Origin of the sequence: Caballeronia sp. Sq4a (assembly GCF_023170545.1) — a bacterium.
In the GTDB taxonomy this organism is placed as follows: Bacteria; Pseudomonadota; Gammaproteobacteria; order Burkholderiales; family Burkholderiaceae; genus Caballeronia.
The window spans coordinates 1,603,433-1,626,842 of the sequence record NZ_CP084250.1 but is presented as its reverse complement, the minus strand read 5'-3'; the positions used below and the strand labels follow the sequence as shown (position 1 = coordinate 1,626,842).

General features: G+C 64.2%; 21 protein-coding genes, 1 other RNA gene and 1 pseudogene. 19 read left to right on the top strand and 4 right to left on the bottom strand.

From position 1 onward, the window contains the following. Positions 1-112: 112 nt before the first annotated feature. Complete coding sequence (gene rho / locus LDZ24_RS07700) at positions 113-1,378, bottom strand: transcription termination factor Rho (RefSeq protein WP_159836362.1); 1,266 nt, start codon at positions 1,376-1,378, stop codon at positions 113-115. A 269-nt stretch (positions 1,379-1,647) separates the two neighbouring features. Further along, a complete protein-coding gene (gene trxA / locus LDZ24_RS07695) occupies positions 1,648-1,974 on the bottom strand; it encodes a thioredoxin TrxA (protein ID WP_008349330.1) in 327 nt (108 codons plus the stop codon). 332 nt (positions 1,975-2,306) lie between these two features. On the opposite strand from trxA, the gene ffs reads away from it, so the two are divergent. From ffs to LDZ24_RS07650, 9 genes are all read left to right on the top strand, one after another. After that, positions 2,307-2,405, top strand: an RNA gene (ffs, locus tag LDZ24_RS07690) — signal recognition particle sRNA small type. Between the two features lie 128 nt (positions 2,406-2,533). After that, complete coding sequence (locus LDZ24_RS07685; protein ID WP_248319958.1) at positions 2,534-5,179, top strand: DNA polymerase III subunit gamma/tau; 2,646 nt, start codon at positions 2,534-2,536, stop codon at positions 5,177-5,179. Between the two features lie 135 nt (positions 5,180-5,314). Next, entirely contained in the window at positions 5,315-5,641 is a 327-nt protein-coding gene (locus LDZ24_RS07680) for a YbaB/EbfC family nucleoid-associated protein (protein ID WP_159836360.1), read from the top strand. Between the two features lie 50 nt (positions 5,642-5,691). After that, the gene (recR, locus tag LDZ24_RS07675; RefSeq protein WP_248319957.1) at positions 5,692-6,288 is read left to right on the top strand and encodes a recombination mediator RecR; all 597 of its coding nucleotides are present in this window, start codon (positions 5,692-5,694) and stop codon (positions 6,286-6,288) included. A 10-nt stretch (positions 6,289-6,298) separates the two neighbouring features. Beyond that, on the top strand, positions 6,299-6,523 hold the full coding sequence (locus LDZ24_RS07670) for a DUF1653 domain-containing protein (RefSeq protein WP_248319956.1): 225 nt from the start codon (positions 6,299-6,301) through the stop codon (positions 6,521-6,523). 31 nt (positions 6,524-6,554) lie between these two features. Further along, positions 6,555-7,760 (top strand): CaiB/BaiF CoA-transferase family protein, encoded by a 1,206-nt coding sequence (locus LDZ24_RS07665; RefSeq protein WP_248319955.1) that lies wholly within the window; start codon positions 6,555-6,557, stop codon positions 7,758-7,760. Positions 7,761-7,851: 91 nt separating this feature from the next. Next, a complete protein-coding gene (locus tag LDZ24_RS07660) occupies positions 7,852-8,889 on the top strand; it encodes an ABC transporter substrate-binding protein (RefSeq protein WP_248319954.1) in 1,038 nt (345 codons plus the stop codon). 3 nt (positions 8,890-8,892) lie between these two features. Then, complete coding sequence (locus LDZ24_RS07655) at positions 8,893-9,723, top strand: ABC transporter ATP-binding protein (protein WP_248319953.1); 831 nt, start codon at positions 8,893-8,895, stop codon at positions 9,721-9,723. 10 nt (positions 9,724-9,733) lie between these two features. Beyond that, the gene (locus LDZ24_RS07650; RefSeq protein ID WP_248319952.1) at positions 9,734-10,567 is read left to right on the top strand and encodes an ABC transporter permease; all 834 of its coding nucleotides are present in this window, start codon (positions 9,734-9,736) and stop codon (positions 10,565-10,567) included. Positions 10,568-10,579: 12 nt separating this feature from the next. On the opposite strand, the pseudogene LDZ24_RS07645 reads toward LDZ24_RS07650, so the two are convergent. Beyond that, positions 10,580-11,496: pseudogene (locus tag LDZ24_RS07645) on the bottom strand (NADPH:quinone oxidoreductase family protein). 160 nt (positions 11,497-11,656) lie between these two features. On the opposite strand from LDZ24_RS07645, the gene surE reads away from it, so the two are divergent. Genes surE through rlmD form a run of 6 tightly spaced genes read left to right on the top strand, consistent with a single transcriptional unit; the run spans position 11,657 to position 17,817 of the window. Then, positions 11,657-12,415, top strand: a complete 759-nt coding sequence (gene surE, locus LDZ24_RS07640; RefSeq protein WP_248319951.1) for a 5'/3'-nucleotidase SurE — start codon at positions 11,657-11,659, stop codon at positions 12,413-12,415. Beyond that, positions 12,412-13,410 (top strand): protein-L-isoaspartate(D-aspartate) O-methyltransferase, encoded by a 999-nt coding sequence (locus LDZ24_RS07635; RefSeq protein ID WP_248319950.1) that lies wholly within the window; start codon positions 12,412-12,414, stop codon positions 13,408-13,410. The genes surE and LDZ24_RS07635 overlap by 4 nt, the downstream gene beginning before the upstream one ends. A gap of 5 nt (positions 13,411-13,415) precedes the next feature. Then, positions 13,416-14,381 carry a peptidoglycan DD-metalloendopeptidase family protein gene (locus tag LDZ24_RS07630; RefSeq protein WP_248319949.1) on the top strand — a complete coding sequence of 322 codons (966 nt, stop codon included), beginning with the start codon at positions 13,416-13,418 and terminating at the stop codon, positions 14,379-14,381. Positions 14,382-14,394: 13 nt separating this feature from the next. Continuing rightward, positions 14,395-15,501 (top strand): RNA polymerase sigma factor RpoS, encoded by a 1,107-nt coding sequence (gene rpoS / locus LDZ24_RS07625; protein WP_248319948.1) that lies wholly within the window; start codon positions 14,395-14,397, stop codon positions 15,499-15,501. A 60-nt stretch (positions 15,502-15,561) separates the two neighbouring features. After that, positions 15,562-16,338 (top strand): 3'-5' exonuclease, encoded by a 777-nt coding sequence (locus tag LDZ24_RS07620; protein ID WP_248319947.1) that lies wholly within the window; start codon positions 15,562-15,564, stop codon positions 16,336-16,338. 60 nt (positions 16,339-16,398) lie between these two features. After that, on the top strand, positions 16,399-17,817 hold the full coding sequence (gene rlmD / locus LDZ24_RS07615; protein ID WP_371747331.1) for a 23S rRNA (uracil(1939)-C(5))-methyltransferase RlmD: 1,419 nt from the start codon (positions 16,399-16,401) through the stop codon (positions 17,815-17,817). 86 nt (positions 17,818-17,903) lie between these two features. On the opposite strand, the gene LDZ24_RS07610 is transcribed toward rlmD, so the two are convergent. Next, entirely contained in the window at positions 17,904-18,602 is a 699-nt protein-coding gene (locus LDZ24_RS07610; RefSeq protein ID WP_206466506.1) for a Bax inhibitor-1/YccA family protein, read from the bottom strand. A gap of 326 nt (positions 18,603-18,928) precedes the next feature. Between LDZ24_RS07610 and ndk the strand changes: the two genes are divergently transcribed. The 4 genes from ndk to ispG all read left to right on the top strand — a co-directional run bounded on the left by ndk (position 18,929) and on the right by ispG (position 23,410). Next, positions 18,929-19,354 (top strand): nucleoside-diphosphate kinase, encoded by a 426-nt coding sequence (ndk, locus tag LDZ24_RS07605; RefSeq protein ID WP_248319946.1) that lies wholly within the window; start codon positions 18,929-18,931, stop codon positions 19,352-19,354. Between the two features lie 155 nt (positions 19,355-19,509). Beyond that, positions 19,510-20,652, top strand: coding sequence for a 23S rRNA (adenine(2503)-C(2))-methyltransferase RlmN (gene rlmN, locus LDZ24_RS07600; RefSeq protein ID WP_244849066.1), 1,143 nt, complete (start codon positions 19,510-19,512; stop codon positions 20,650-20,652). A 183-nt stretch (positions 20,653-20,835) separates the two neighbouring features. Beyond that, positions 20,836-21,948 (top strand): RodZ domain-containing protein, encoded by a 1,113-nt coding sequence (locus LDZ24_RS07595; protein WP_248319945.1) that lies wholly within the window; start codon positions 20,836-20,838, stop codon positions 21,946-21,948. 145 nt (positions 21,949-22,093) lie between these two features. Further along, entirely contained in the window at positions 22,094-23,410 is a 1,317-nt protein-coding gene (gene ispG, locus LDZ24_RS07590) for a flavodoxin-dependent (E)-4-hydroxy-3-methylbut-2-enyl-diphosphate synthase (RefSeq protein WP_175940440.1), read from the top strand.

The following is a 23,410-nucleotide window of genomic DNA, read 5'->3' as shown; positions in this document are numbered from 1 at the left end:
ACAGACGGGATTGTACGGATGCGAGCCCGACAGCATCGTGACCGGGCGCCCACGCGCCAAAAAAAAACCGCCTGACGAAGCAGGCGGCATTCTATGACGACGCGAACGAGAATCAACCCCCGCCGCGACGCATCAGGTCGAAGAACTCGGAGTTGCTCTTCGTCTGACGGATCTTATCGAGCAGGAATTCCATCGCTTCGACTTCGTCCATGTCGTGAATGAACTTGCGCAGCACCCAGACCTTTTGCAGCAGATCCGGCTTGATGAGCAGTTCTTCGCGGCGCGTGCCCGACTTGTTCAGGTTGATCGACGGATACACGCGCTTTTCCGCGAGACGGCGCTCGAGGTGCACTTCCATGTTGCCGGTGCCCTTGAACTCTTCGTAGATCACGTCGTCCATGCGGCTGCCGGTTTCGATCAGCGCCGTGCCGATGATGGTGAGCGACCCGCCTTCCTCGATGTTGCGCGCCGCGCCGAAGAAGCGCTTTGGACGTTGCAGCGCGTTCGCATCGACACCGCCCGTCAGCACCTTGCCCGATGCCGGCACGACCGTGTTGTAGGCGCGCGCGAGACGCGTGATGGAGTCGAGCAGAATCACGACGTCATGCTTCATTTCGACCAAGCGCTTCGCCTTCTCGATGACCATTTCGGCCACCTGCACGTGACGCGCGGCGGGTTCGTCGAAGGTCGAGGCGATCACTTCGCCCGCGACCGAGCGCTGCATTTCGGTGACTTCCTCGGGACGTTCGTCGATCAGGAGCACGAACAGCACGACATCCGGATGATTGGCCTTCACCGCATGCGCGATGTGCTGAAGCATCACGGTCTTGCCCGACTTCGGCGATGCGACGAGCAGCCCGCGCTGGCCCTTGCCGATCGGCGCGATCATGTCGATGATGCGGCCCGTCACGTTTTCTTCGCCGCGCATTTCGCGTTCGAGCGGCAGCGGCTTGTTCGGATGCAGCGGCGTGAGGTTCTCGAACATGATCTTGTGTTTCGAGGCCTCGGGCGGCTGCCCGTTGACTTTGTCGACTTTCACCAGCGCGAAATAGCGCTCGCCGTCTTTCGGCGTGCGGACTTCGCCTTCGATGGTGTCGCCGGTATGCAGATTGAAACGGCGGATCTGCGACGGGCTGATATAGATATCGTCCGTACTCGCGAGATACGAAGTCTCGGGCGAGCGCAGAAACCCGAAGCCGTCGGGCAGCACTTCGAGCGTGCCGTCGCCGAAAATCGTGTCGCCAGCCTTGGCGCGCTTTTTAAGAATCGCGAACATCAATTCCTGCTTGCGCAGGCGGTTCGCGTTTTCGATCTCCAGGCCATTGGCCATCTCGATCAGTGCAGACACGTGCTGAGACTTGAGCTCGGATAAATGCATACGGATTTCCCGCCAGGGAGAAGAGGTGCGACAGAAAGATTTGGGGAAGAGGTGAGCGGAACCGCTCTAGACTTAATACTGCTAGTTAATACTTCTTGAAGTCTTGTGATTCTAGCATAGCACACGCCGCGCAAGCCTCGGATAGGCCGGGGACGGGGCTTTTCGGCCGATGTTGTCGTGCGACAACATCGGCTCACGCGCTTTTCATTCGAATCGCGCGGAATCGCAGAGCGGGCGCCGATGAAAGCCGACGCCCGCCTGTGGTGCAGTTACAGGTTGCTGTCGAGAAATGCGGTCAGTTGCGACTTCGACAAGGCGCCGACCTTTTGCGCGGCGACCGCGCCGTTCTTGAACAGGATCAGCGTGGGAATGCCGCGCACGCCGAACTTGACCGGCGTCGACTGATGTTCGTCCACATTGATCTTCGCGATCTGCAGGCGATCGCCGTAATCCTTCGCGACTTCGTCGAGGATCGGGGCAATCATCTTGCACGGACCGCACCATTCGGCCCAGAAGTCGAGCAGGACAGGTTTATCCGACTTGACGACGTCCTGTTCGAAAGAAGCGTCGCTGATGTGCTTGATTGATTCGCTCATTGTCTGAATACCTCTATTGATTCGAGGCCCGCGTTGGAATGCTCGCCACGATACACGAAAACTGGAAAAGGATTTCGCCGCTCATCTTGCCGCTAAATCTACAGTTCATGAGCGAACGAATGTCCCGCCACCGCGCCCGCCGATTCGAGCTAGAGCACGCACGGTCACAGGTAAGTCACATGCCATCTTAGCCTACTTTGCTATCCGTTGCCCGTGCCCGATAGCGACGATCTGAGGGCGAAAGCACGAAGCACAAGAGCACGGTCGCGCTTTGCAGTGAGGTTCGCGGCGAGCCTTCCGGGCGGCGCGCGGTGCGTGATACAATTCGTCGTGACGGGCCTCCTCGCATGGTGGCGCGGTCAACCTGGTCAGGTCGGGAACGAAGCAGCCACAGCCGCTTTCCACCAGTGCCGAGGGTCGGGCTCGTCACCTTCCGCTTTCTCTTCGTCTTCTCCCCAGCATTTCCTCGGTTTTCCAGTGCGGCGACAGCCTCCCTGGACGCTTGCCGCGTCCCGCTCTCGCGCGTTTGCCGCAAGTCGTTGCTGATACAATTTCGCGCATGACCTATCAAGTTCTCGCACGCAAATGGCGGCCGAAATCGTTCGAGTCGCTCGTCGGCCAGGAGCATGTCGTTCGCGCGCTCACGCATGCGCTCGACGGCGGCCGTCTGCATCACGCCTATCTGTTCACGGGCACGCGCGGCGTCGGCAAGACGACGCTTTCGCGCATTTTCGCGAAGGCGCTCAATTGCGAGACCGGCGTGAGCTCGAAGCCGTGCGGCGTGTGCCGCGCGTGCCGCGAAATCGACGAAGGCCGCTTCGTCGACTATGTGGAAATGGATGCGGCGAGCAATCGCGGCGTCGATGAAATGGCCGCGCTCCTGGAGCGCGCGGTGTATGCGCCGGTCGATGCGCGCTTCAAGGTCTATATGATCGACGAAGTGCACATGCTCACGAACCACGCCTTCAACGCCATGCTGAAGACGCTGGAAGAGCCGCCGCCGCACGTCAAATTCATTCTGGCCACCACCGATCCGCAGAAGATTCCGGTGACGGTTCTGTCGCGCTGCCTTCAGTTCAACCTGAAACAGATGCCGGCGGGGCATATCGTCTCGCATCTCGAGCACATTCTCGGCGAAGAGCACATCGCGTTCGAGCCGCAGGCGCTGCGGCTTCTGTCGCGCGCGGCGGACGGCAGCATGCGCGACGCGCTTTCGCTAACCGACCAGGCTATCGCGTATTCGGCCAATCAGGTGACCGAGGAAGCCGTGCGCGGCATGCTCGGCGCGCTCGATCAAAGCTATCTGATCCGTCTCATCGACGCGCTCGCCGCCGGCGATGGCGCGGGCGTGCTCGCCATCGCGGACGAAATGGCGCTGCGCAGCCTGTCGTTTTCGACTGCGCTGCAGGATCTGGCGAGCCTGCTGCACCGGATCGCGTGGGCGCAGTTCGCGCCGTCGTCGGTGTTGGACGAGTGGCCCGAAGCCGACGATATCCGCCGCTTCGCGGACGCGCTGTCCGCGGAGCAGGTGCAGTTGTTCTATCAGATCGCGACTGTAGGCCGAAGCGAGTTGGGCCTCGCGCCGGACGAATACGCAGGCTTCACGATGACGCTGCTGCGCATGCTGGCGTTCGAGCCTGCGGGCGGGCCCGGCGGTGGTGGCGGCGGCCTCGCGGTGAACGCGCCGCAAGCGACGAAGCCGCAGCGCAGCGCGGCGCTCGCGGGCGCGATGGCCGAACGCGCGGTGGCGCCCGCGCCGGTTGCCGCGAAGGCGGCGAGCGCGGCATCTGCGGCGACGCGCGAGCCGCTAGCGCCGGCTCGTGATCGTAGCGTCGATTCTTCGGCGTACGCATCGCCTGCATCAACTGCTGGTGATGAAGCATCTGCGATGAACGTCGAACGCTCGGATGCGTCGCGCGCGTCCACGACTCGCCAGGAAGAAGCCGCCGCTGTTGGTAACGCAGCGCCAGCCGCGTCGCTTGCGTCGGCGATTCGCCCGGAAGCCAAAGCAGGCGAGAGAGACAGCGCACCGTCAACGGCGTCGCGCGTCTCCGCGAATCGGCCGCAAGACAAAGCTACCGATGTAGGCGATGCGCCACTAGCAGCGTCGCGCGCTTCCGGGAATCAGCCGGAAGGCGAAGCTACCGATGCGGGCAATGCGCCACTAGCCGCGTCGCTCGTGTCGGCGACCCGGCCAGAAGACGAAGCCGCCAACGCCGCCAACGAGCCGCCCGCCGCTCCCGCGCCGCTTTCCGCCGCCGCGCGACAGACGGTCGATGCCGCTGCATCCGTGGAATCTCCCGCGCCTTCCTCCGCACCTTCGCGCGCCGGAAGCGGAGCCAGCGCCGCGCTCGAAGTGCTGCGCAGCGCAGGCATGCGGCTGTCGTCGGATCGCCCGGGGCGCGGATCGGCGGCAGGGCAGGCGAACGCGCCGGCCGCTGCGCCCAAGCCTGTCGCCAACGTCGCCAAGCCTGCCGTGAAAGTGCAGGTTCCGGAGCCGCGCCGCCCGGCGGCTCAAGCGGCATCCGCGTCGGCACCAGCGTCGACGCCCGCAGCCGCGCCCGAGCCGCAAGCCAAACCCGCCGCGAAAGTCATCCCGCCGTGGGAGGATATGCCGCCGGACGACTACGCCCCGGCATCGTCGGAAGATGCGTATTTCATGCCGCCCGACGACGGTTATATTCCCGCGTTCGACAACGGCCCCGACGACATGCGCTTTGGCAGCGAACCCGCGCCGAAGCCCGCGCCAAAGGTCGACACCGCGCCGCTTCCGCCCGCAATTCCGCTCGATGCGCTCGGCGTCGACATCGAATGGGCTGCGCTCGCCGTCGATCTGCCGCTCAAAGGCGTCGCGTATCAGCTCGCGTTCAACAGCGAACTGACCGCCTGCGACGCGAATTCGGTCACGCTCACTGTCGCCGTGCCGATGTACAAGGACGCCGGCCACGTCGCGAAGCTCAAGAGCGCGCTCGCCGAGAAGCTCGGTCGCGCCGTCGAAGTCAACGTGAGCGTCGGTCCCGCGCGCCGCACGGCCGCCGCGCTCGATGCAGCCGAACGCGCGAAGAAGCAGCAGGAGGCCGAGCAGGAAATCCAGCGCGATCCGTTCGTGCAGTCGCTCATCCGCGATTTCGGCGCGAGCATCGTGCAAGGCTCGATCAGGCCGCTGGCCGCATCGGGCGGACATACGCCGGGCGCATCCGCCTGACGGGCACGGTACAGTAAGCAGCAAGACACGCCGCACATTCGCCGCATGTGCGGCTTGAATCCCGAAGCGCGCCGCCGCACGTCGCGGCGCGCTCGCCGCCATCCGCATATCCGCTTTTCAGGAAGGAGCCGCACCATGATGAAGAACCAACTCGCCGGGCTGATGAAGCAAGCTCAGCAGATGCAGGAAAACATGAAGAAGATGCAGGATCAGCTCGCGCTCATCGAGGTCGAGGGCCAGTCGGGCGCCGGTCTCGTGAAAGTGACGATGACCTGCAAGAACGACGTGAAGCGCGTGCAGATCGACCCGAGCCTGCTCGCGGACGACAAGGACATGCTCGAAGACCTCGTCGCCGCCGCGTTCAACGACGCCGTGCGCAAGGCCGAGGCCACCACGCAAGAGAAGATGAGCGGCATGACCGCCGGCATGCCGATGCCGCCGGGCTTCAAGCTGCCGTTCTGATCGCGCGCGCCGAAGCGCATTCGGCGCGTTTCGATGCCAACGAAGGACACATGAAACAACCTTCCGCCCTCTCGGCGCTCGTCGAGGCGCTGCGCGCGCTGCCGGGCGTCGGCCCGAAATCCGCGCAGCGCATGGCGTATCACCTGATGCAGCATGACCGCGCAGGCGCCGAGAAGCTCGGCAACTCGCTGTTGTTCGCGACCGAGCATCTGCGCCACTGCGAGAAGTGCAACACGTTCACCGAGGCGCCGATTTGCGAAGTCTGTCTCGATCCGGAGCGCGATCCGGCTCTGCTGTGCGTCGTCGAGACGCCCGCCGACCAGATCATGCTCGAACAGACGCTCACGTATCGCGGGCTGTATTTCGTGCTGATGGGCAGGTTGAGTCCGCTCGACGGCATCGGGCCGAAGGAGATTCACTTCGAGCGCCTGATCAACCGCGCGCTGGATGGCGTCGTGCAAGAGGTCGTGCTCGCGACGAACTTCACCAACGAAGGCGAAGCCACCGCGCATTACCTCGCGCAGACGCTCAAGTCGAAAGGGCTAAAGGTCACGCGGCTCGCGCGTGGCGTGCCGGTGGGCGGCGAGCTCGAATATGTCGATGCGGGCACCATCGCGCGCGCGATGCTCGACCGGCGCTCCGTATAAGGAAGACTTCATGACAGAAACCGAAGCACTCGCGCTCGCCACGCATCGGCATTACAAGGGCGGGCTGTATCGCGTGATCGGCGTGGCCCGGCACTCCGAAACGGAAGAAGCGATGATCGTCTACGAACACCTGTGGCCACACGAGCGCGGCCTGTGGGTGCGGCCCGCCGCGATGTTCAACGAGACGCTCGCCGACGGCACGCCGCGCTTCAAGCCGCTGAATCTGCCGCTCTGAAAGCCCGTACAAAAACAAAGGAGACGAAAACATGAGCGCAACCGCGGGGCCGCTCGCCGGCGTCAAGGTGCTCGAATTGGGCACGCTCATCGCGGGGCCGTTCGCGGCCCGCTTCATGGGCGAGTTCGGCGCGGACGTCATCAAGATAGAAGACCCGAACGGCGGCGATCCGCTGCGCAAGTGGCGCAAGCTCTATCCGGAAGTCGGCGGCACGTCGCTCTGGTGGGCGGTGCAGGCGCGCAACAAGAAGTCCGTGACCGTGAACCTGAAGGCCGAAGAGGGCAAGGAAATCGTGCGGCGGCTCGCGAAGGAAGCGGATATCGTCATCGAGAACTTCCGGCCGGGTCTTTTGGAAAAGCTCGGTCTCGGCTATGAAACGCTCTCTGCCGAGAACCCCGGCCTCGTGATGGTGCGGCTTTCCGGCTACGGCCAGACCGGGCCGTATCGCGATCGTCCGGGCTTCGGCGCGATCGCCGAATCGATGGGCGGCCTGCGGCACATCACCGGCTATCCGGACTTGCCGCCGCCGCGCATCGGCATTTCCATCGGCGATTCGATTGCCGCGCTGCACGGCGTGATCGGCGCGCTGATGGCGCTGCATCATCGGCAAGTGAACGGCGGCAAAGGGCAAGTGGTCGACGTCGCGCTCTACGAAGCCGTCTTCAACATGATGGAGAGCGTGGTGCCCGAATACGGCGTGTACGGTCTCGTGCGCGAGCGCACGGGCGCGTCGCTGCCGGGCATCGTGCCGTCGAACACGTATCCGTGCCGCGACGGCAGCATCGTCATCGGCGGCAATAGCGATCCCATCTTCAAGCGGCTGATGACCGCCATCGACCGCGCCGATCTCGCGAACGATCCGGCGCTTGCCTCGAACGACGGCCGCGTGCCGCGCACGCAGGAAATCGACGAGGCCATCGCCGCGTGGCTTTCGACGCGCAGCATCGACGAGGCGCTCGCCGTGCTCAATGCGGCCGACGTGCCGGCCGGGCGCATCTACAGCGTCGCCGACATGTTCACGGACCCGCAATACATCGCGCGGCAAATGCTGCAACGCTTCCCCTGGCAGGACGGCCGCGAGATCACGCTGCCGAACGTCACGCCGAAGCTGTCCGACACGCCCGGCGAGACGCGCTGGCTCGGGCCGCGACTCGGTGAACACACCGATGAAGTCCTTACAACGCTCGGGTATCATCCTGACGATATCGCGCGACTGCGGGCGGCCAAAGTGATCTGAGCGAATCGTCACGCGGCCGGCAGCGCAGACCAGAACGACAAGCAACCGGAGCGCGCTTCATGCGACATCCGGTGGACAGGAGACAACAACGATGAAACGCAGGACGTTCATCGCGAGCGGCGCCGTGCTCGCGGGTAGCGCAGTGACGGGCATGCCGCTCGCGTTCGCGCAAGGCAAGCCGGAACAGACGAAGGTGTCGATCGCCGTCGGCGGCAAGAACCTTTTCTACTATCTGCCGCTCACCATCGCGGAGCGCCGCAACTACTTCAAGGACGAAGGACTCGATATCGAGATCGCCGATTTCGCGGGCGGCGCGAAGGCGTTGCAGGCGGCGGTCGGCGGCAGCGCGGATGTCGTGTCCGGCGCGTTCGAGCACACGTTGCTGCTCCAGGCCAAGAACCAGTATTTCCGCGAATTCGTGCTGCAAGGGCGCGCGCCGCAGATCGTGCTCGCCGTATCGAAGAAGGCGATGCCCAACTACAAGTCCGTCGCGGACCTGAAGGGCAAGAAGATCGGCGTCACGGCGCCGGGATCGTCGACGTCGATCATGGCGAGCTTCGTGCTCGCGAAGGCCGGTCTCAGGGCGACGGACGTGTCGTTTATTGGCGTCGGCGCGGGAGCGGGCGCGATCGCGGCGCTGGAGTCCGGGCAGATCGACGCCATGGCGAACCTCGATCCCGTGATGACCAAGCTCGACCGCGCGGGCGAAATCCGCATTGTCTCGGACACGCGCACGCTCGCGGATACCCGCACCGTGTTCGGCGGCAACATGCCCGCCGGGTGTCTCTACGCGTCGCAGAGCTTCATCAGCAAGAATCCGAACACGACGCAGGCGCTCACCACCGCAATGGTGCGTGCGCTGAAGTGGCTGCAATCGGCATCGGGCAAGGAACTGATCGCGACGGTGCCGGAAGGCTATCTGCTCGGCGACCGCGCGTTGTATCTCGATTCGTGGCAGCACGTGAAGGAAGCGATGTCGCCCGATGGCCTGATGCCGGAAGACGGTCCCGCCACGTCGCTGAAAACGCTTCAGGCTTTCGACGAAACCGTGAAGGGCAAGCCGATCGATTTGTCGAAGACCTGGACGAACGACTTCGTGAAGAAGGCGCTCGCCTCGGTCAAGGCGTAGCCGATGGCGACGCCCGACCAACCCGCGCTCGCGCTGCAGGACGTCACCTGCACGTTCGCGTCGCGCGAGAATCGTAAGGACCGCTATACCGCCGTTCGCGATACCACGCTGTCGATTGCGCCCGGCGAGTTCGTGTCCGTGGTTGGCCCGACGGGATGCGGCAAGTCCACGCTGCTCAACATCTCGGCGGGCTTGCTGCAGCCGTCGTCGGGCACGGTGAGCGTGTTCGGCGAACCGCTGAAAGGCATCAACCGCCGCGCCGGCTACATGTTTCAGGCCGACGCGCTGATGCCCTGGCGCTCCGCGATCGACAACGTGACCGCGGGCCTCGCGTTCGACGGCGTGCCGAAAGACGAAGCGCGCTCTCGCGGCGAAGCGTGGCTGAAGCGCGTGGGGCTGTCAGGCTTCGGCGATCGCTATCCGCATCAACTGTCGGGCGGCATGCGCAAGCGCGTCGCGATGGCGCAGACCTTGATTCTCGATCCCGACATCATCCTGATGGACGAGCCGTTCTCCGCGCTCGACATCCAGACGCGGCAGTTGATGGAAAACGAACTGCTCGAACTCTGGGCCGCGAAGCGCAAGGCCGTGCTCTTCATCACGCATGATCTGGACGAAGCCATCTCCATGTCCGATCGCGTCGTCGTGCTGTCGGCGGGGCCGGGCACGCATCCCATCGGCGAGTTCGCGATCGACCTTCCGCGTCCGCGCGATGTCGCCGAGATTCGCTCGCATCCCCGCTTCGTCGAATTGCACGCGCAGATCTGGGGCGTGTTGCGCGAGGAAGTGCTCAAGGGTTATCAGCAGCAATTGAAGCCCGCCGTCGCAAATTAAGAATACGAACATGTGGAACAAGCTGCGCCCTAGTCGTTCAAATCGGGCCAATCTCGCGCTGTGGCAGTGGCTGCTGCTCGTCGCGTGCTTCGTCGTGTGGTACGTGCTCACGAGCCCGACGCTCTTGCCGCCGTTCTATTTCGACGACGCCAACAAGGCCGCGTTCTTCTTCGGCGAGCCGCAGAAGGTGCTCGTGCGCATCTGGGAGTGGTTTAGCGGCGGCGAGATTTATATCCACCTTTGGGTGACGCTGATCGAGACGGTGCTCGCGTTCGTGATCGGCACGGTGTCGGGGCTCGCGGTCGGCCTCTGGCTTGCGCTCGCGCCGACGACGAGCGCGCTGCTCGACCCCTACATCAAGGCCGCCAACTCGATGCCGCGCGTGATTCTCGCGCCGATCTTCGCGGTGTGGTTCGGGCTCGGCATCTGGTCGAAAGTCGCGCTCGGCGTGACGCTCGTTTTCTTCATCGTGTTCTTCAACGTGTATCAGGGCGTGAAGGAAGTGAGCCCTGTCGTGCTCGCGAACGCGCGCATGCTCGGCGCGAACCGCAAGCAACTGCTGCGTCATGTGTATCTGCCGAGCGCGACGAGCTGGGTGTTTTCGAGCCTGCATACGTCGGTCGGGCTCGCGTTCGTCGGCTCGGTGGTGGGCGAGTATCTCGGTTCGGCGCGCGGCGTCGGCTATCTGATTCTGCAGGCGGAAGGCACGTTCGACATCAACACCGTGTTCGCCGGCATTCTCGTGCTGACAGCGTTCGCGCTGGTGCTCGACGGGCTCGTTGCGGTCGTCGAGCGGCGGCTCATGAAATGGCAGCCGAAAACCGGCGATACCGAGAAGCTGTGAGATAGCAGCGATCTACGGCTCGATCACGACCTTGCCCGTCACGCGGCGATTCATCATGTCGTCGAGTGCTTGCTGCGTCTCTTCGAGCGCATAGCGCTTGGTGACGACGGGCGCAGCTTGCCCGCTTCGATCCACTGGACCATTGTCGCGAATTCGCGGTCCGCAAGCGCGTGCTCGCGGCGCATGTGATCGCCCCAGAACACGCCGACGATGCTCGCGCCTTTCAAGAGCGCGAGGTTGAGCGGCAGCTTCGGAATCTCGCCGTTCGCAAAGCCGACGACGAGATATCGCCCGCGCCACGCGATGCTGCGAAACACTGGTTCCGCGTACGCGCCGCCGACGGGATCAAATATGACATCCGGACCATTGCCGCCGGTCAGCGCTTTGATGCGCTCGCGCACGTCTTCCTTCGTGTAGTCGATGACATCGTCCGCGCCGTGCTCGCGGCAAAACGCGAGCTTCTCCGCGCTCGATGCCGCCGCGATCACCCGCGCGCCGACGATCTTGCCGATCTGCACCGCCGCCAGCCCGACGCCGCCCGCCGCGCCGAGCACGAGGAGCGTCTCGCCGGCCTCCAGTTCACCGCGATCCACGAGCGCGTGATACGACGTGCCGTAGGCGAGCGTGAAAGCGGCGGCCTCTGCTAGATCGACGTGATCCGGCAGCGCGATGCACGCCGTCTCGCTCGCGCGCGTCTGTTCGGCAAACGCGCCGTGCGCCGTGTACGCGGCCACGCGCATGCCGGGCGTGAAGCGCGTCACGCCCGCGCCAACTTCGCGCACCACGCCCGCCAACTCCGCGCCCGGCGTGAAGGGCAGCGGCGGCTTGAATTGATACTTGTTCTGAACGATGAGCACGTCCGGAAAATTGACGCTCGCCGCCTTCACGTCGATGATGATTTCGCCGGCTTCGGGGTGCAGGTCCGGCATCGTCTCGATGGTGAGCGTGTCGGGTAATCCGTATTGATTGCAGCGAACAGCGCGCATGTCGTCTCCTCGTCGTCGAGGCGGTCAGTGTAGGGCACGGCAGCGCTCCGGACGAGCCCGCGCGCGCGTTCGCGCGTCATCTTTCCTCGGTTACAATCGTCAGATGCGAATCCTACTCAGCAACGACGACGGCTATCTGGCGCGCGGCATCAACGTGCTGCACGACGCTTTGCAGCCGCTCGGCGACGTGACCGTGATGGCGCCCGAGCAGAACTGCAGCGGCTCGTCGAACTCGCTCACGCTGTCGCGGCCGTTGAGCATTCATCGCGCGCCGAACGGTTTCAACTTCGTGAACGGCACGCCGACCGACTCCGTGCATATCGCGCTCACCGGCATGCTGGACGAGCAGCCGGACCTCGTGGTGTCGGGTATCAACAACGGCCAGAACGTCGGCGAGGACACGCTGTATTCGGGCACGGTCGCCGCCGCCACCGAAGGCTTCATGTTCGGCATTCCGGCCATCGCGTTTTCGCTGGTCGGCCGAGACTGGCTTCATCTGGAAGATGCGGCGCGCGTCGCAGCGGAAATCGTCGCGCATTTCCTCGATCATCCGATGCCGGGTCATCCGTTGCTGAACGTCAATATTCCAAGCCTGCCGTACGACCAGCTCGGCGAATGGCGCGTGACGCGCCTCGGCAAGCGGCATCCTTCGCAGCCGGTCATCCGGCAGACGGACCCCCGCGGTAATCCGATTTACTGGATCGGGCCGTCGGGCGATGCGCTCGATGCCAGCGAAGGCACCGATTTTCACGCCGTCGCGAACGGCTATGTCTCCATCACGCCGCTGCAACTCGACCTGACGCACACGAAGCTCATGGCCGAGACGCGCGAATGGGCCGCCGCCGGGAGCCGCCGCTCATGACGGACGAGCGCGCCAAGCGCTTTCCGCTGGCGCTCGCGGACCTGGTACGCGAGCCGCGCAAACCGAGCGGCCGCGCGGATGCGTCGCGCGTGAAGCCTGCCGTCGCGCCGGGCGCGTTGCGTTCGGCGGCCGGCGCGCAGAAAGCGGCGTCCGGTTTCGCTGCCAAGACGGGGAACGGGAAGCCGGTTCCCGCAGCGACTTCTCCTTTAGCCCGCAGTCCGGCGCAGGCGCCGCATCCGCGCACGAGCGCGTTGCGAACCACGCAGCGTCCCGCCGAGCGTGATCTGAACGCGAACACCAACGCCGCGACGAAGAAGGGCGCGCCGAACGTCGCGTTGACGAGCACGCAGACGCTCACCTCCGAACGCGTGCGCGAGCGCATGGTGGAGCGGCTGCGCGGGAACGGCATCACCGATCCGCGCGTGCTGAACGCCATGTCGGTCGTGCCGCGCCACATGTTCGTCGATCCCGGGCTCGCCGCGCAGGCGTACGAAGACGCGGCGCTGCCGATCGGTCACCATCAGACCATCTCGAAGCCTTCCGTGGTCGCGCGCATGATCGAACTGGTCGCGGCCGGCCGCACGCTCGACAAGGTGCTGGAGATCGGGACCGGCTGCGGTTATCAGGCGGCGGTGCTGTCGCAGGTCGCGACCGAGGTTTATTCGATCGAGCGCGTGCGGCCGCTGTCCGAGCGCGCGAAGCTCAATCTTCGGCCGCTGCGCGTGCCGAACATCCGGCTGCACTACGGCGACGGCCGTCTCGGCCTGCCCGCGGCCGCGCCGTTCGATGCGATCGTCATCGCGTGCGCGGGGCTCGACGTCCCGCAAGCCTTGCTGGATCAACTGGCTGTCGGCGGCAGGCTCGTCGCGCCGGTCGGATCGCAGGCCGCGCAGTCGCAGGTGCTGACGCTCGTCACGCGCCTTTCGGCGACGCAGTGGCGCGAGTCGCAGCTGGATCGCGTTTTCTTTGTACCTTTGAAATCCGGAGTGATTTGACACCGATGAGTATCTTGCGTGCTTGGCGAGTAGGGAGTGCGAACGTTCGCCTGACGGCGGCGCAGCGCAGCGTGTGCGTCGTTGCGCTAACCGTGCTGGCGGCGTGTTCGACGCGCATGGACATGGCGCCGGTGGTGGATAGGACCGGCGCGCCCATCGGGACGGATGCCGCCCAGGCCGCCGCGTCCAACGGTCCGCCGCCGCCGGGCTTCTATCGCGTGAAACCGGGCGACACCCTATATCGGATCGCACTGGAAAACGGTCAGAATTATCACGACATCGCTGCCTGGAACAATCTGACCAACCCGAATCAGATCGAGGTCGGTCAACTGGTGCGCGTCGCGCCGCCGGGAGCGAATGTCGCCGCGGCGACGCCGGGCGTGTCGACCGCGCCGATCGCAGGTGGCGCAGTCCAAGCGCAGCCGCTCAACGGCGGCGCGCAGCAGCCGGGCGCGACGACAGGCGCAACCACGGGCGCAACAACGGGCGCGACCCAGCCGCCGTACTACGGGCCGAGTTCCGGCATGGGAACCGCGCCGGGCGCTGCGGCAGGCGCGGCACCGGGCGTGGCGGCGGGCGTCGACAACAGCGCGACGGCGGCAGCGCAGCCGGCGTTCATCTGGCCGGCGCGTGGCCCGATTCTCGGCACGTTCGACGACGCGAAGAACAAGGGTTTGAATATCGGCGGTGCGGCGGGAGATCCGGTCAACGCTTCGGCGGATGGGCGGGTGGTCTACTCCGGAAATGGGCTGCGCGGCTACGGCAATCTCATTATCATCAAGCACGATGCGACTTTTCTCACGGCATATGCACATAACCGCGCTTTGATGGTAAAAGAGGGAGACGCGGTGACTAAAGGGCAGAAAATCGCTGAGATGGGGAACAGCGATTCGGACCGTGTGATGTTGCATTTCGAAGTTCGCCGGCAGGGTAAACCTGTTGACCCACTGAAGTATTTGCCGCCGCAATAAAAGCGGAGCCATCATGCCGAAAACGAAGCGCCGCCTGCCGCAAGCAGAGACTGAGACGATCAGCCGACCTTTGCAAGTGTCGGTGGAAGAGGGCGCTTCTACCCGCGACGAGGACGCCGAGAACATCGACGTCGATGTCGATTCCGACGAAGACGGCGCGGGCCGCGGCAAGCGCGCGGAAGACGGCGCTGAAACCGCCGACGGCGCAAACGATTCCCCGCCCGACGCGGACGACTTCCGCTCGCTGCTTCAGGCCGAACTCACGGCCGACACTATTCAGCATTACCTGAATCGCATCAGCGTGAAGCCGCTGCTCACCGTCGAGGAGGAGCAGCGGTATTCGCGTCTCGCGAAGGCCGGCGAGTTCGAAGCGCGGCAGGTGATGATCGAGCGCAATTTGCGGCTGGTCGTCAGTATCGCGAAGGGTTATTTGAATCGCGGCGTGCCGCTCCTGGATCTGATCGAAGAGGGCAACCTCGGCCTCATGCACGCCATCGAGAAATTCGATCCGACGCGCGGTTTCCGCTTCTCGACCTACGCGACGTGGTGGATACGTCAAAGCATCGAGCGCGCCATCATGAATCAGGCGCGCACGGTGCGGCTGCCGGTCCACGTGATTCGCGAGCTGAATCAGGTGCTGCGCGCGAAGCGCCATCTGGAGAAGAACTCGGCGAATGCGAACGATCCCGTGGCGCCGGAGCGCCGCGACGCCAGCATCGACGACATCGCGTATCTCACCGGCAAGACGCCCGAGGAAGTCACCGACATTCTCGCGTTGAACGAACACACCGCTTCGCTCGACGCGCCGCTCGACCTGGATCCGGGCAGCAGTCTGCTCGACCTGCTTTCAGACGATCAAAGCCAGTCGCCGGATGCCGAAGTGCAACACCGCGAACTGGAAACGTTGACGCGCTTGTGGCTCTCGCGGCTGTCGGACAAGCATCGGCATGTGATCGAGCGACGTTTCGGACTCAATCACATCGAGCCGGCCACGCTGGAAGAGCTGGCCGACGAAATGGGTCTCACGCGCGAGCGCGTGCGCCAGATTCAGCAGGAGGCGCTCGTGAGGCTCAAGCGTTTCTTCGCGTCCAACGGCGTTCGCAAGGACGCCGTGCTTTAGCGCTTACCTGGCGCCCGCGAGGGCGTCGTCGCACTTGTTCTGCCGCATTCCCAGGATTCAATGACACCGATTCTCGTATTCGACATCGAGACGATCCCCGATGTCGACGGCATTCGCCGTCTCGAAGATTTGCCCGGCGATCTTTCGGATCGCGAAGTCGCCGACTATGCGTTCCAGATGCGCCGCGAGCGCGTCGGCAACGATTTTCTGCCGCACCATTTGCAACGCGTCGCGGCTATTTCATGCGTGTTTCGCGACAACAACGGCTTTCGCGTGCGCTCGCTCGGCGCGCCCGGCGACGGCGAGGCGGCGCTGATTCAGTCGTTCTATCGCGTAATCGAGAAATACACGCCGCAACTCGTTTCATGGAACGGCGGCGGTTTCGATCTGCCGGTTCTGCACTACCGCGCGCTCGTGCATGGCATCGCCGCGCCGCGGTATTGGGACCTCGGCCAGGACGACCGCGAATTCAAATTCAATAACTACATCAGTCGCTATCACATGCGGCATATCGACCTGATGGACGTCCTCGCGATGTATCAGGCGCGCGCCAACGCCCCGCTCGACGCACTCGCGAAGCTCTGCGGCTTTCCCGGCAAGCTCGGCATGGACGGCGGCAAGGTGTGGGATGCCTTCTGCGACGGCCAGCTCGACGAGATCCGCAACTATTGCGAGACGGATGTCGTCAACACGTATCTGATGTATTGCCGCTTCCAGTTGATGCGCGGCGGCTTCTCGGCCGACGAATACAGCGACGAGGTCAACTTCGTGAAGAACGCGCTCGCGCAGGAAACGTCGCCGCACTGGGCCGAGTATCTCGCCGCGTTCGGCCGATGAGTTCTTGACGGTTCGTCTACAATCTCGCCTTTGCTATCACGTCAGTCAGGAAGTACGCAGGTGTCTGAAGCCGCTCGAAAAAATCCGCATCGCCGCCGCGCGGCGCCCGCGAAGTCCGTCACGCCCGATCCGTCGTTCGTCGCGCTTGAAATTGAAATCGACGCGCTCGATATGGACGCGCGCGGCGTCGGCCGCACGGTCAACGAGGACGGCGAGCCGGGCAAGGTCATCTTCGTGGAAGGCGCGCTGCCGGGCGAACGCGTGAGCTATTCGAGCTATCGCAAGAAGCCGAGCTTCGAGCAGGCGCAGGTGGTGAAAGTGCTGCGCGAAGCGGTGATCCGCACGAAGCCGAAGTGCCAGTTCTTCGGTACATGCGGCGGCTGCTCGATGCAGCATCTCGACGTGCGCGCGCAGATCGCGGTCAAGCAGCGCGTGCTGGAAGACAATCTCCAGCATCTGGCGAAGCTGCGCGCGGAAACCATGTTCCGGCCGATCCATGGTCCGTCGTGGGGATACCGTTATCGCGCGCGGCTCACCGTGCGCCACGTCGAAAAGAAGGGCGGCGTGCTGGTCGGCTTTCACGAGCGCAAAAGCAGCTACGTCGCCGACATAACGAGCTGCGAAGTGCTGCCGCCGCACGTTTCCGCGATGCTCGTGCCGCTGCGTCATCTCGTAGCGGGGCTGTCGATCCGCGATCGCATGCCGCAAATCGAACTGGCGGTGGGCTCGGACGTGACGGCGCTCGTTCTGCGCATTCTCGAACCGCTGACCGAAGCCGACGAAGCGCTGCTGCGCGCGTTCGCCGACGAGCATAACGTGCAGTTCTGGCTGCAGCCGAAGGGCCCGGACACCGTTTATCCGTTTTATCCGCTCGACCGCGAACTGGCGTACACGCTGCCGGAATTCGACATCCGCATGCCGTTCAAGCCGACCGACTTCACGCAGGTCAATCATCAGATCAACCGCGTGCTCGTATCCCGCGCGTTGAGCCTGCTCGCGGCGGAACGCACCGATCGCGTGCTCGATCTGTTCTGCGGCATCGGCAATTTCACGCTGCCGCTCGCGCGAGTGTCGCGCGAAGTGGTGGGCATCGAGGGTAGCGAGGCGCTGACGGCTCGCGCGCTCGACAATGCGAAGGCGAACGGCGTCGATGGCCACACGTCCTTCGCGTGCCGCAATCTGTTCGAAGTCACCGCCGACGACCTGCGCGCGCTCGGCCGCTTCGACAAGTTTCTGATCGATCCGCCGCGCGAAGGCGCGCTCGCAGTGTCGAAGGCGCTCGCGGACATCGCGCAAAGCGGCGACGACGCGATTCTTCCCAAGCGCATCGTCTACGTGTCCTGCAACCCGGCGACGCTCGCACGCGACGCCGGCCTGCTCGTGCACGAGGCCGGTTACCGGATGAAAGGCGCGGGCGTCGTGAACATGTTCCCGCATACATCGCACGTCGAATCGATCGCGCTGTTCGAGCGGGACTGATTCAACTGCTCCCTCGCGCGTTTTCAGCAGGCAAAGAAAAACCGGCCCGAAGGCCGGTTTTTTCGTTTCAGCGAAGCGTTTCGCGATCAGTTGCGATTGCCGCCGAAAATGCCGAGCAGCGCCAGCAGGTTCGTGAACACGTTGTACAGGTCGAGGTAGATAGCGAGCGTCGCGCTGATGTAATTCGTCTCGCCGCCGTTCACGACGCGCTGCACGTCGAACAGCATGTACGCCGAGAAGATCACGATGGCGAGCACGGAGATCGTCATCATCAGCGCCGGCAGTTGCAAGAAGATGTTCGCGAATGCGGCGAGCAGAATGACGATCACGCCCATGAACAGGAACTTGCCCAGCCCCGAGAAATCACGCTTGCTGACCGTCGCGATGGTGGCCATGGCCGCGAAGATCACGCCCGTGCCGCCGAACGCCATCATGATGAGCTGCGGCCCGTTCGAAAAGCCGAGAATGAAGCTCAAGAGGCGCGAGAGCATCAGTCCCATGAAGAACGTGAAGCCGAGCAGGACGACTACGCCCATGCCGCTGTTCTTCGTCTTCTCGATCGCGAACATAAAGCCGAACGCGATGGCGAGGAACGCGATGAAGCTCATTGCCGGGCTCGTGGCCGCGAACAGCGAAAAGCCTGTCGCGACGCCGATGTACGCGCCGAGAACCGTCGGCACCATCGAGAGCGCCAGCAGCCAGTAAGTATTGCGCAGCACCTTGTTGCGCACCTCGACCGAGGTGACGGCGCCAGTGCGGCCGAAGCCGTAGGGTGATTCGTTCATGGTTTCTCCTTGCTCCAATTGTCCGTCGTTCAGTTTTACCGCTACGTTCTGATTACACGGGATCCTAACGTCGCTGTCTTAAGCCAGTATTAGTATCGCAATGGTGCACGGCTGGTCCATTGAGATACCGCGTTTTGCTCCAATATGGCTGCGGCGTGCGCAGAATTCAATGCTTGCCCGCTCTATTTCACAGCCCGCATGCAGCCAGCCCACGCATGCTTTGATCCTTACGGTGCCGTAAGGTTTCAATCGCAATCATACCTTGCTTCGTGCTACAATTGTCGATTCGTTTTAATCCGTAAACCGTTCATTTTTTGGAGTTTTTCATGGCGATCGAGCGCACCCTGTCGATTATCAAGCCGGACGCAGTGGCAAAGAACGTTATCGGCCAGATCTACAGCCGTTTCGAGAACGCTGGTCTGAAGATCATCGCGTCGCGCATGGTTCATCTCTCGCGCGCCGACGCAGAGAAGTTCTACGCGGTGCACGCCGCGCGTCCGTTCTTCAAGGACCTCGTGGAGTTCATGGTGTCGGGTCCGGTCATGATCCAGGTGCTGGAAGGCGAGAACGCAATTTCCAAGAACCGCGACCTGATGGGCGCCACCGACCCGAAAAAGGCTGACAAGGGCACGATTCGCGCCGACTTCGCCGACAGCATCGACGCGAACGCCGTGCACGGCTCCGACGCTCCGGAAACGGCGCGCCACGAAATCGCGTTCTTCTTCCCGGAAGTGAACGTCTACTCGCGTTAATTCCTGTGCTGGTCGCCGCGCCTGTTCAAGGGCGCGGTCAAACGCGCCTCAGCACAAGAATAGCTGCAAAATGAGTTGTAAATAAGCAGGAATTTGGCGCGAACGGTCCCGGGCAAGCGCCCGGGCTTCGCAATCTGGAAATGGCAGAACTCGACATGACGAGCAGCAGCACCGTCAATCTTCTCGATCTCGACGCCGCCGGGCTGGTCGCTTACTGCGGCAGTCTCGGCGAAAAGCCGTTTCGCGCCAAGCAATTGCAACGCTGGATTCATCAGTTTGGCGCCGACGACTTCGACGGCATGACGGATCTCGCGAAATCTTTGCGCGAAAAACTCAAGGGCCGCGCCACGCTGGCGATGCCCGACATCATTCGCGACCACGTTTCCGCCGACGGCACGCGCAAGTGGCTGATCGACGTCGGCAACGGCAACGCGGTCGAAACCGTGTTCATCCCCGAAGAGACGCGCGGCACGCTTTGCGTGTCGTCGCAGGCGGGATGCGCGGTCAACTGCCGGTTCTGCTCCACCGGCAAGCAAGGCTTCTCCCGGAATCTGACGACCGGCGAGATCATCGGCCAGTTGCGCATGGCGGAATTCGCGCTGCGCAAGTCGCTCGGGCGTGACGTCGGCGGGCCCGGCAAGGGCGAGCGCGTCGTCACGAACGTCGTGATGATGGGCATGGGCGAGCCGATGCTGAACTACGACGCCGTCGTGCCGGCCATGCGCCTGATGCTCGACGACAACGCATACGGCCTGTCGCGCCGCCGCGTCACGCTGTCCACGTCCGGCGTCGTGCCGATGATGGATCGGCTCGCGGCCGATCTTCCCGTGGCGCTCGCCGTGTCGCTGCACGCGCCGAACGATCCGCTGCGCGACATGCTCGTGCCGCTCAACAAGAAGTATCCGTTGCGCGAGCTGATGGCGGCCTGCCAGCGGTATCTGAAGGTCGCGCCGCGCGACTTCATCACGTTCGAATACTGCATGCTGGACGGCGTGAACGACAGCGAGGCTCACGCCCGCGAATTGCTCGCGGTGACGCGCGACGTGCCGTGCAAGTTCAACCTCATTCCGTTCAATCCGTTCCCGGAATCCGGCCTCACGCGCTCGAAGAACGAGCAGATCAAACGGTTCGCGCAAGTGCTGATCGACGCGGGCGTCGTCACGACGGTGCGCAAGACGCGCGGCGACGACATCGACGCGGCATGCGGTCAGCTCGCGGGCGCGGTGCAGGATCGCACGCGGCTCGCCGAGCGCACGAACCGCGCGGGAAGCAAGGTGATCGAGGTGCGCGCGGTCTGACGGATTCGCGGCTGCGCCCACGCTCCGACATGGCAAGACGGCAACGACCATGAGGCAAGCGCCGCGAAGGCGAACATTTTGTTATAAAGCGGTCTGCAACGACGCCGGAGTTGTATCGTTCAGTGCTTTTGAACCTGACGGCGCAGCAGCGCAATATAAAAGAATCGATGCGAGGAATTTGGGATGAGTGAGCCGCAACACCCGACGCCTTTCGGCAGTCATACCGATGAAATGTCCGGCGATCAGCATGATGCCCGGACGCGGGTCGGAGGGGCGGCATCGCGCGAGGGCCAGCCGGAGACGCTGGACTCGTTGCAGGCAGTCGGCGCGCGTCTCGTGCAGCTCCGGCACGCCAAGGGATGGTCGATCGACGACGTTTCCGCCCGGCTCAAGGTGTCGCCGCAGAAGCTCGCCGCGCTCGAAGAAGGCGACATCAGCCAGTTGCCCGACCGGACGTTCGCGGCGGGCATCGTGCGCAGCTACGCGAAAGTGCTCGGCGCCGACCCGGCGCCGTTCACGCAGGCGTTCCGGCGTGACGGCGTGCCCGTCGAGCACAATCTGAAGGTGCCGGCGTCGTCGGGCGCGGGCTTGCCGCGCGGCCGCGTGTCCGTGCCGCTCGGCAATTCGTCGGGCCGCAAGCGTTCGTGGCTGTGGGGCGTCGCGGCGATCGTCGCGGTGCTCGCGGCGCTGGTGATGTGGCATACCGGCGGCGATTCGTCGGCGTGGCTCGCGCGGCTCAAGTCGAGCACCGGCGCGGGGCTCGCGTCGACGTCCGGCGACAAGCCGGCCGCGTCGCAAGTCGCGACGCCCGACGAGGCCGCCGCCGCGAACACCGGCGAGGCCTCGCTGCCCGAAGTGGCGGCCGCGCCCGGCGAGCAGCCGATGCCGCGTCCGCTCGGCACGAACGCGCTGCCGGCATCGTCGTCCACCATCACCGCCGTGCAGAGCGCGAGCGCGCCGGCAGTCGCCGTGCCCGCGCCGAAGGCGGCATCGGCGGTTGTCGCGACGGCACCGGCTTCGGCCGCGACCGTGGCAACCACGGGCAAGGGCACGAACGCCGTCGAATTGAAAGTGAAGGAAGATAGCTGGTTCAGCGTGCGCGGCAAGGACGGCAAGGAAGTCTTCTCCGGACTGGTGCGCGCGGGCAGCACGCAGCGCGTCCAAGGCGAAGCGCCGTTCAAGGTGACGGTCGGAAACGCGAGGGGCGTCGAGTCGCTGTCGGTGGACGACGAGCCCGTCGACGCCAAGAAGTATTCTTCCGCCCGCGGAAACGTCGCGCGCTTCTCGCTGCCGTAAGGACATCACGCGGGCGGCTTGAGGCTCCGCGCGACGCGCGCGGACAAGTCAGGGGCGCCACGGTCTTTGCCGTGACGCCCGTTCGAGGTTCCAATCAAGCAACTCCGGCTGCATGTCAGCGCCCCGGTTGCCAAAGGGTTTTTCGATGCAATCCGAAGCTCAATCCCTGATTAGCAGCAAAATCTGTTCGACGGAGCCGGTCTTCGGCGGTCCGTTGCCGCGTCGTTCGTCGCATGCGGTGGACGTGCGCTGGGGCGGCCAGCTCGTGACCATCGGCGGGGATGCCCCTGTGCGCGTCCAGTCGATGACCAACACCGATACCGCCGACGCCATCGGCACCGCGATACAGATCAAGGAACTCGCGCAAGCCGGATCGGAACTCGTGCGCATCACGGTGAATACGCCCGAAGCGGCGGCGGCCGTGCCGCATATCCGCGAGCAGCTCGACCGCATGGGCGTGACCGTGCCGCTCGTCGGCGACTTCCATTACAACGGCCACTTGCTGCTGCGCGATCATCCCGCGTGCGCCGAGGCGTTGTCGAAGTATCGGATCAACCCGGGCAACGTCGGACAGGGCGCGAAGCGCGACACGCAATTTGCGCAGATGATCGAAGCGGCAATCCAGTACGACAAGCCGGTGCGCATCGGCGTGAACTGGGGCAGTCTCGATCAGGACCTGCTCGCGCGCATGATGGACGAAAACGCCGCCCGCGCGACGCCGTGGGAACTGCAAAGCGTGATGTACGAGGCGCTGATCCAGTCGGCCATCGGCTCGGCGGAACGCGCCGTGGAACTGGGGCTCGGACGCGACAAGATCATCCTGTCGTGCAAGGTGAGCGGCGTGCAGGACTTGATCGCGGTTTATCGCGAACTCGCCAAACGCTGCAGCTTCGCGCTGCATCTCGGCCTGACCGAGGCGGGCATGGGCTCGAAGGGCATCGTGGCGTCCACGGCGGCGCTGTCGGTGCTGCTGCAAGAGGGCATCGGCGATACCATTCGCATCTCGCTCACGCCCGAGCCGGGCGGCGCGCGTACCGGCGAAGTGGTCGTCGGACAAGAGATCCTGCAGACCATGGGCCTGCGCTCGTTCACGCCGATGGTGATTGCGTGTCCCGGCTGCGGCCGCACGACGAGCACGCTGTTCCAGGAACTTGCGTCGCAGATTCAGACCTACCTGCGCAACTCGATGCCCGTCTGGCGCGACCAGTACCCCGGCGTCGAGAAGATGCACGTCGCCGTGATGGGCTGCATCGTCAACGGGCCCGGCGAGTCGAAGCACGCGAACATCGGCATCAGCCTGCCGGGCTCGGGCGAAAATCCGGCCGCGCCCGTGTTCGTCGACGGCGTGAAGGTGAAGACGCTGCGCGGCGAGCGCATTGCCGAAGAATTCCAGCAAATCGTTAGCGACTACGTCGAGCGCACTTACGGCAAGCGCGTCGAAACGTCCGCGGCATCAATCTAA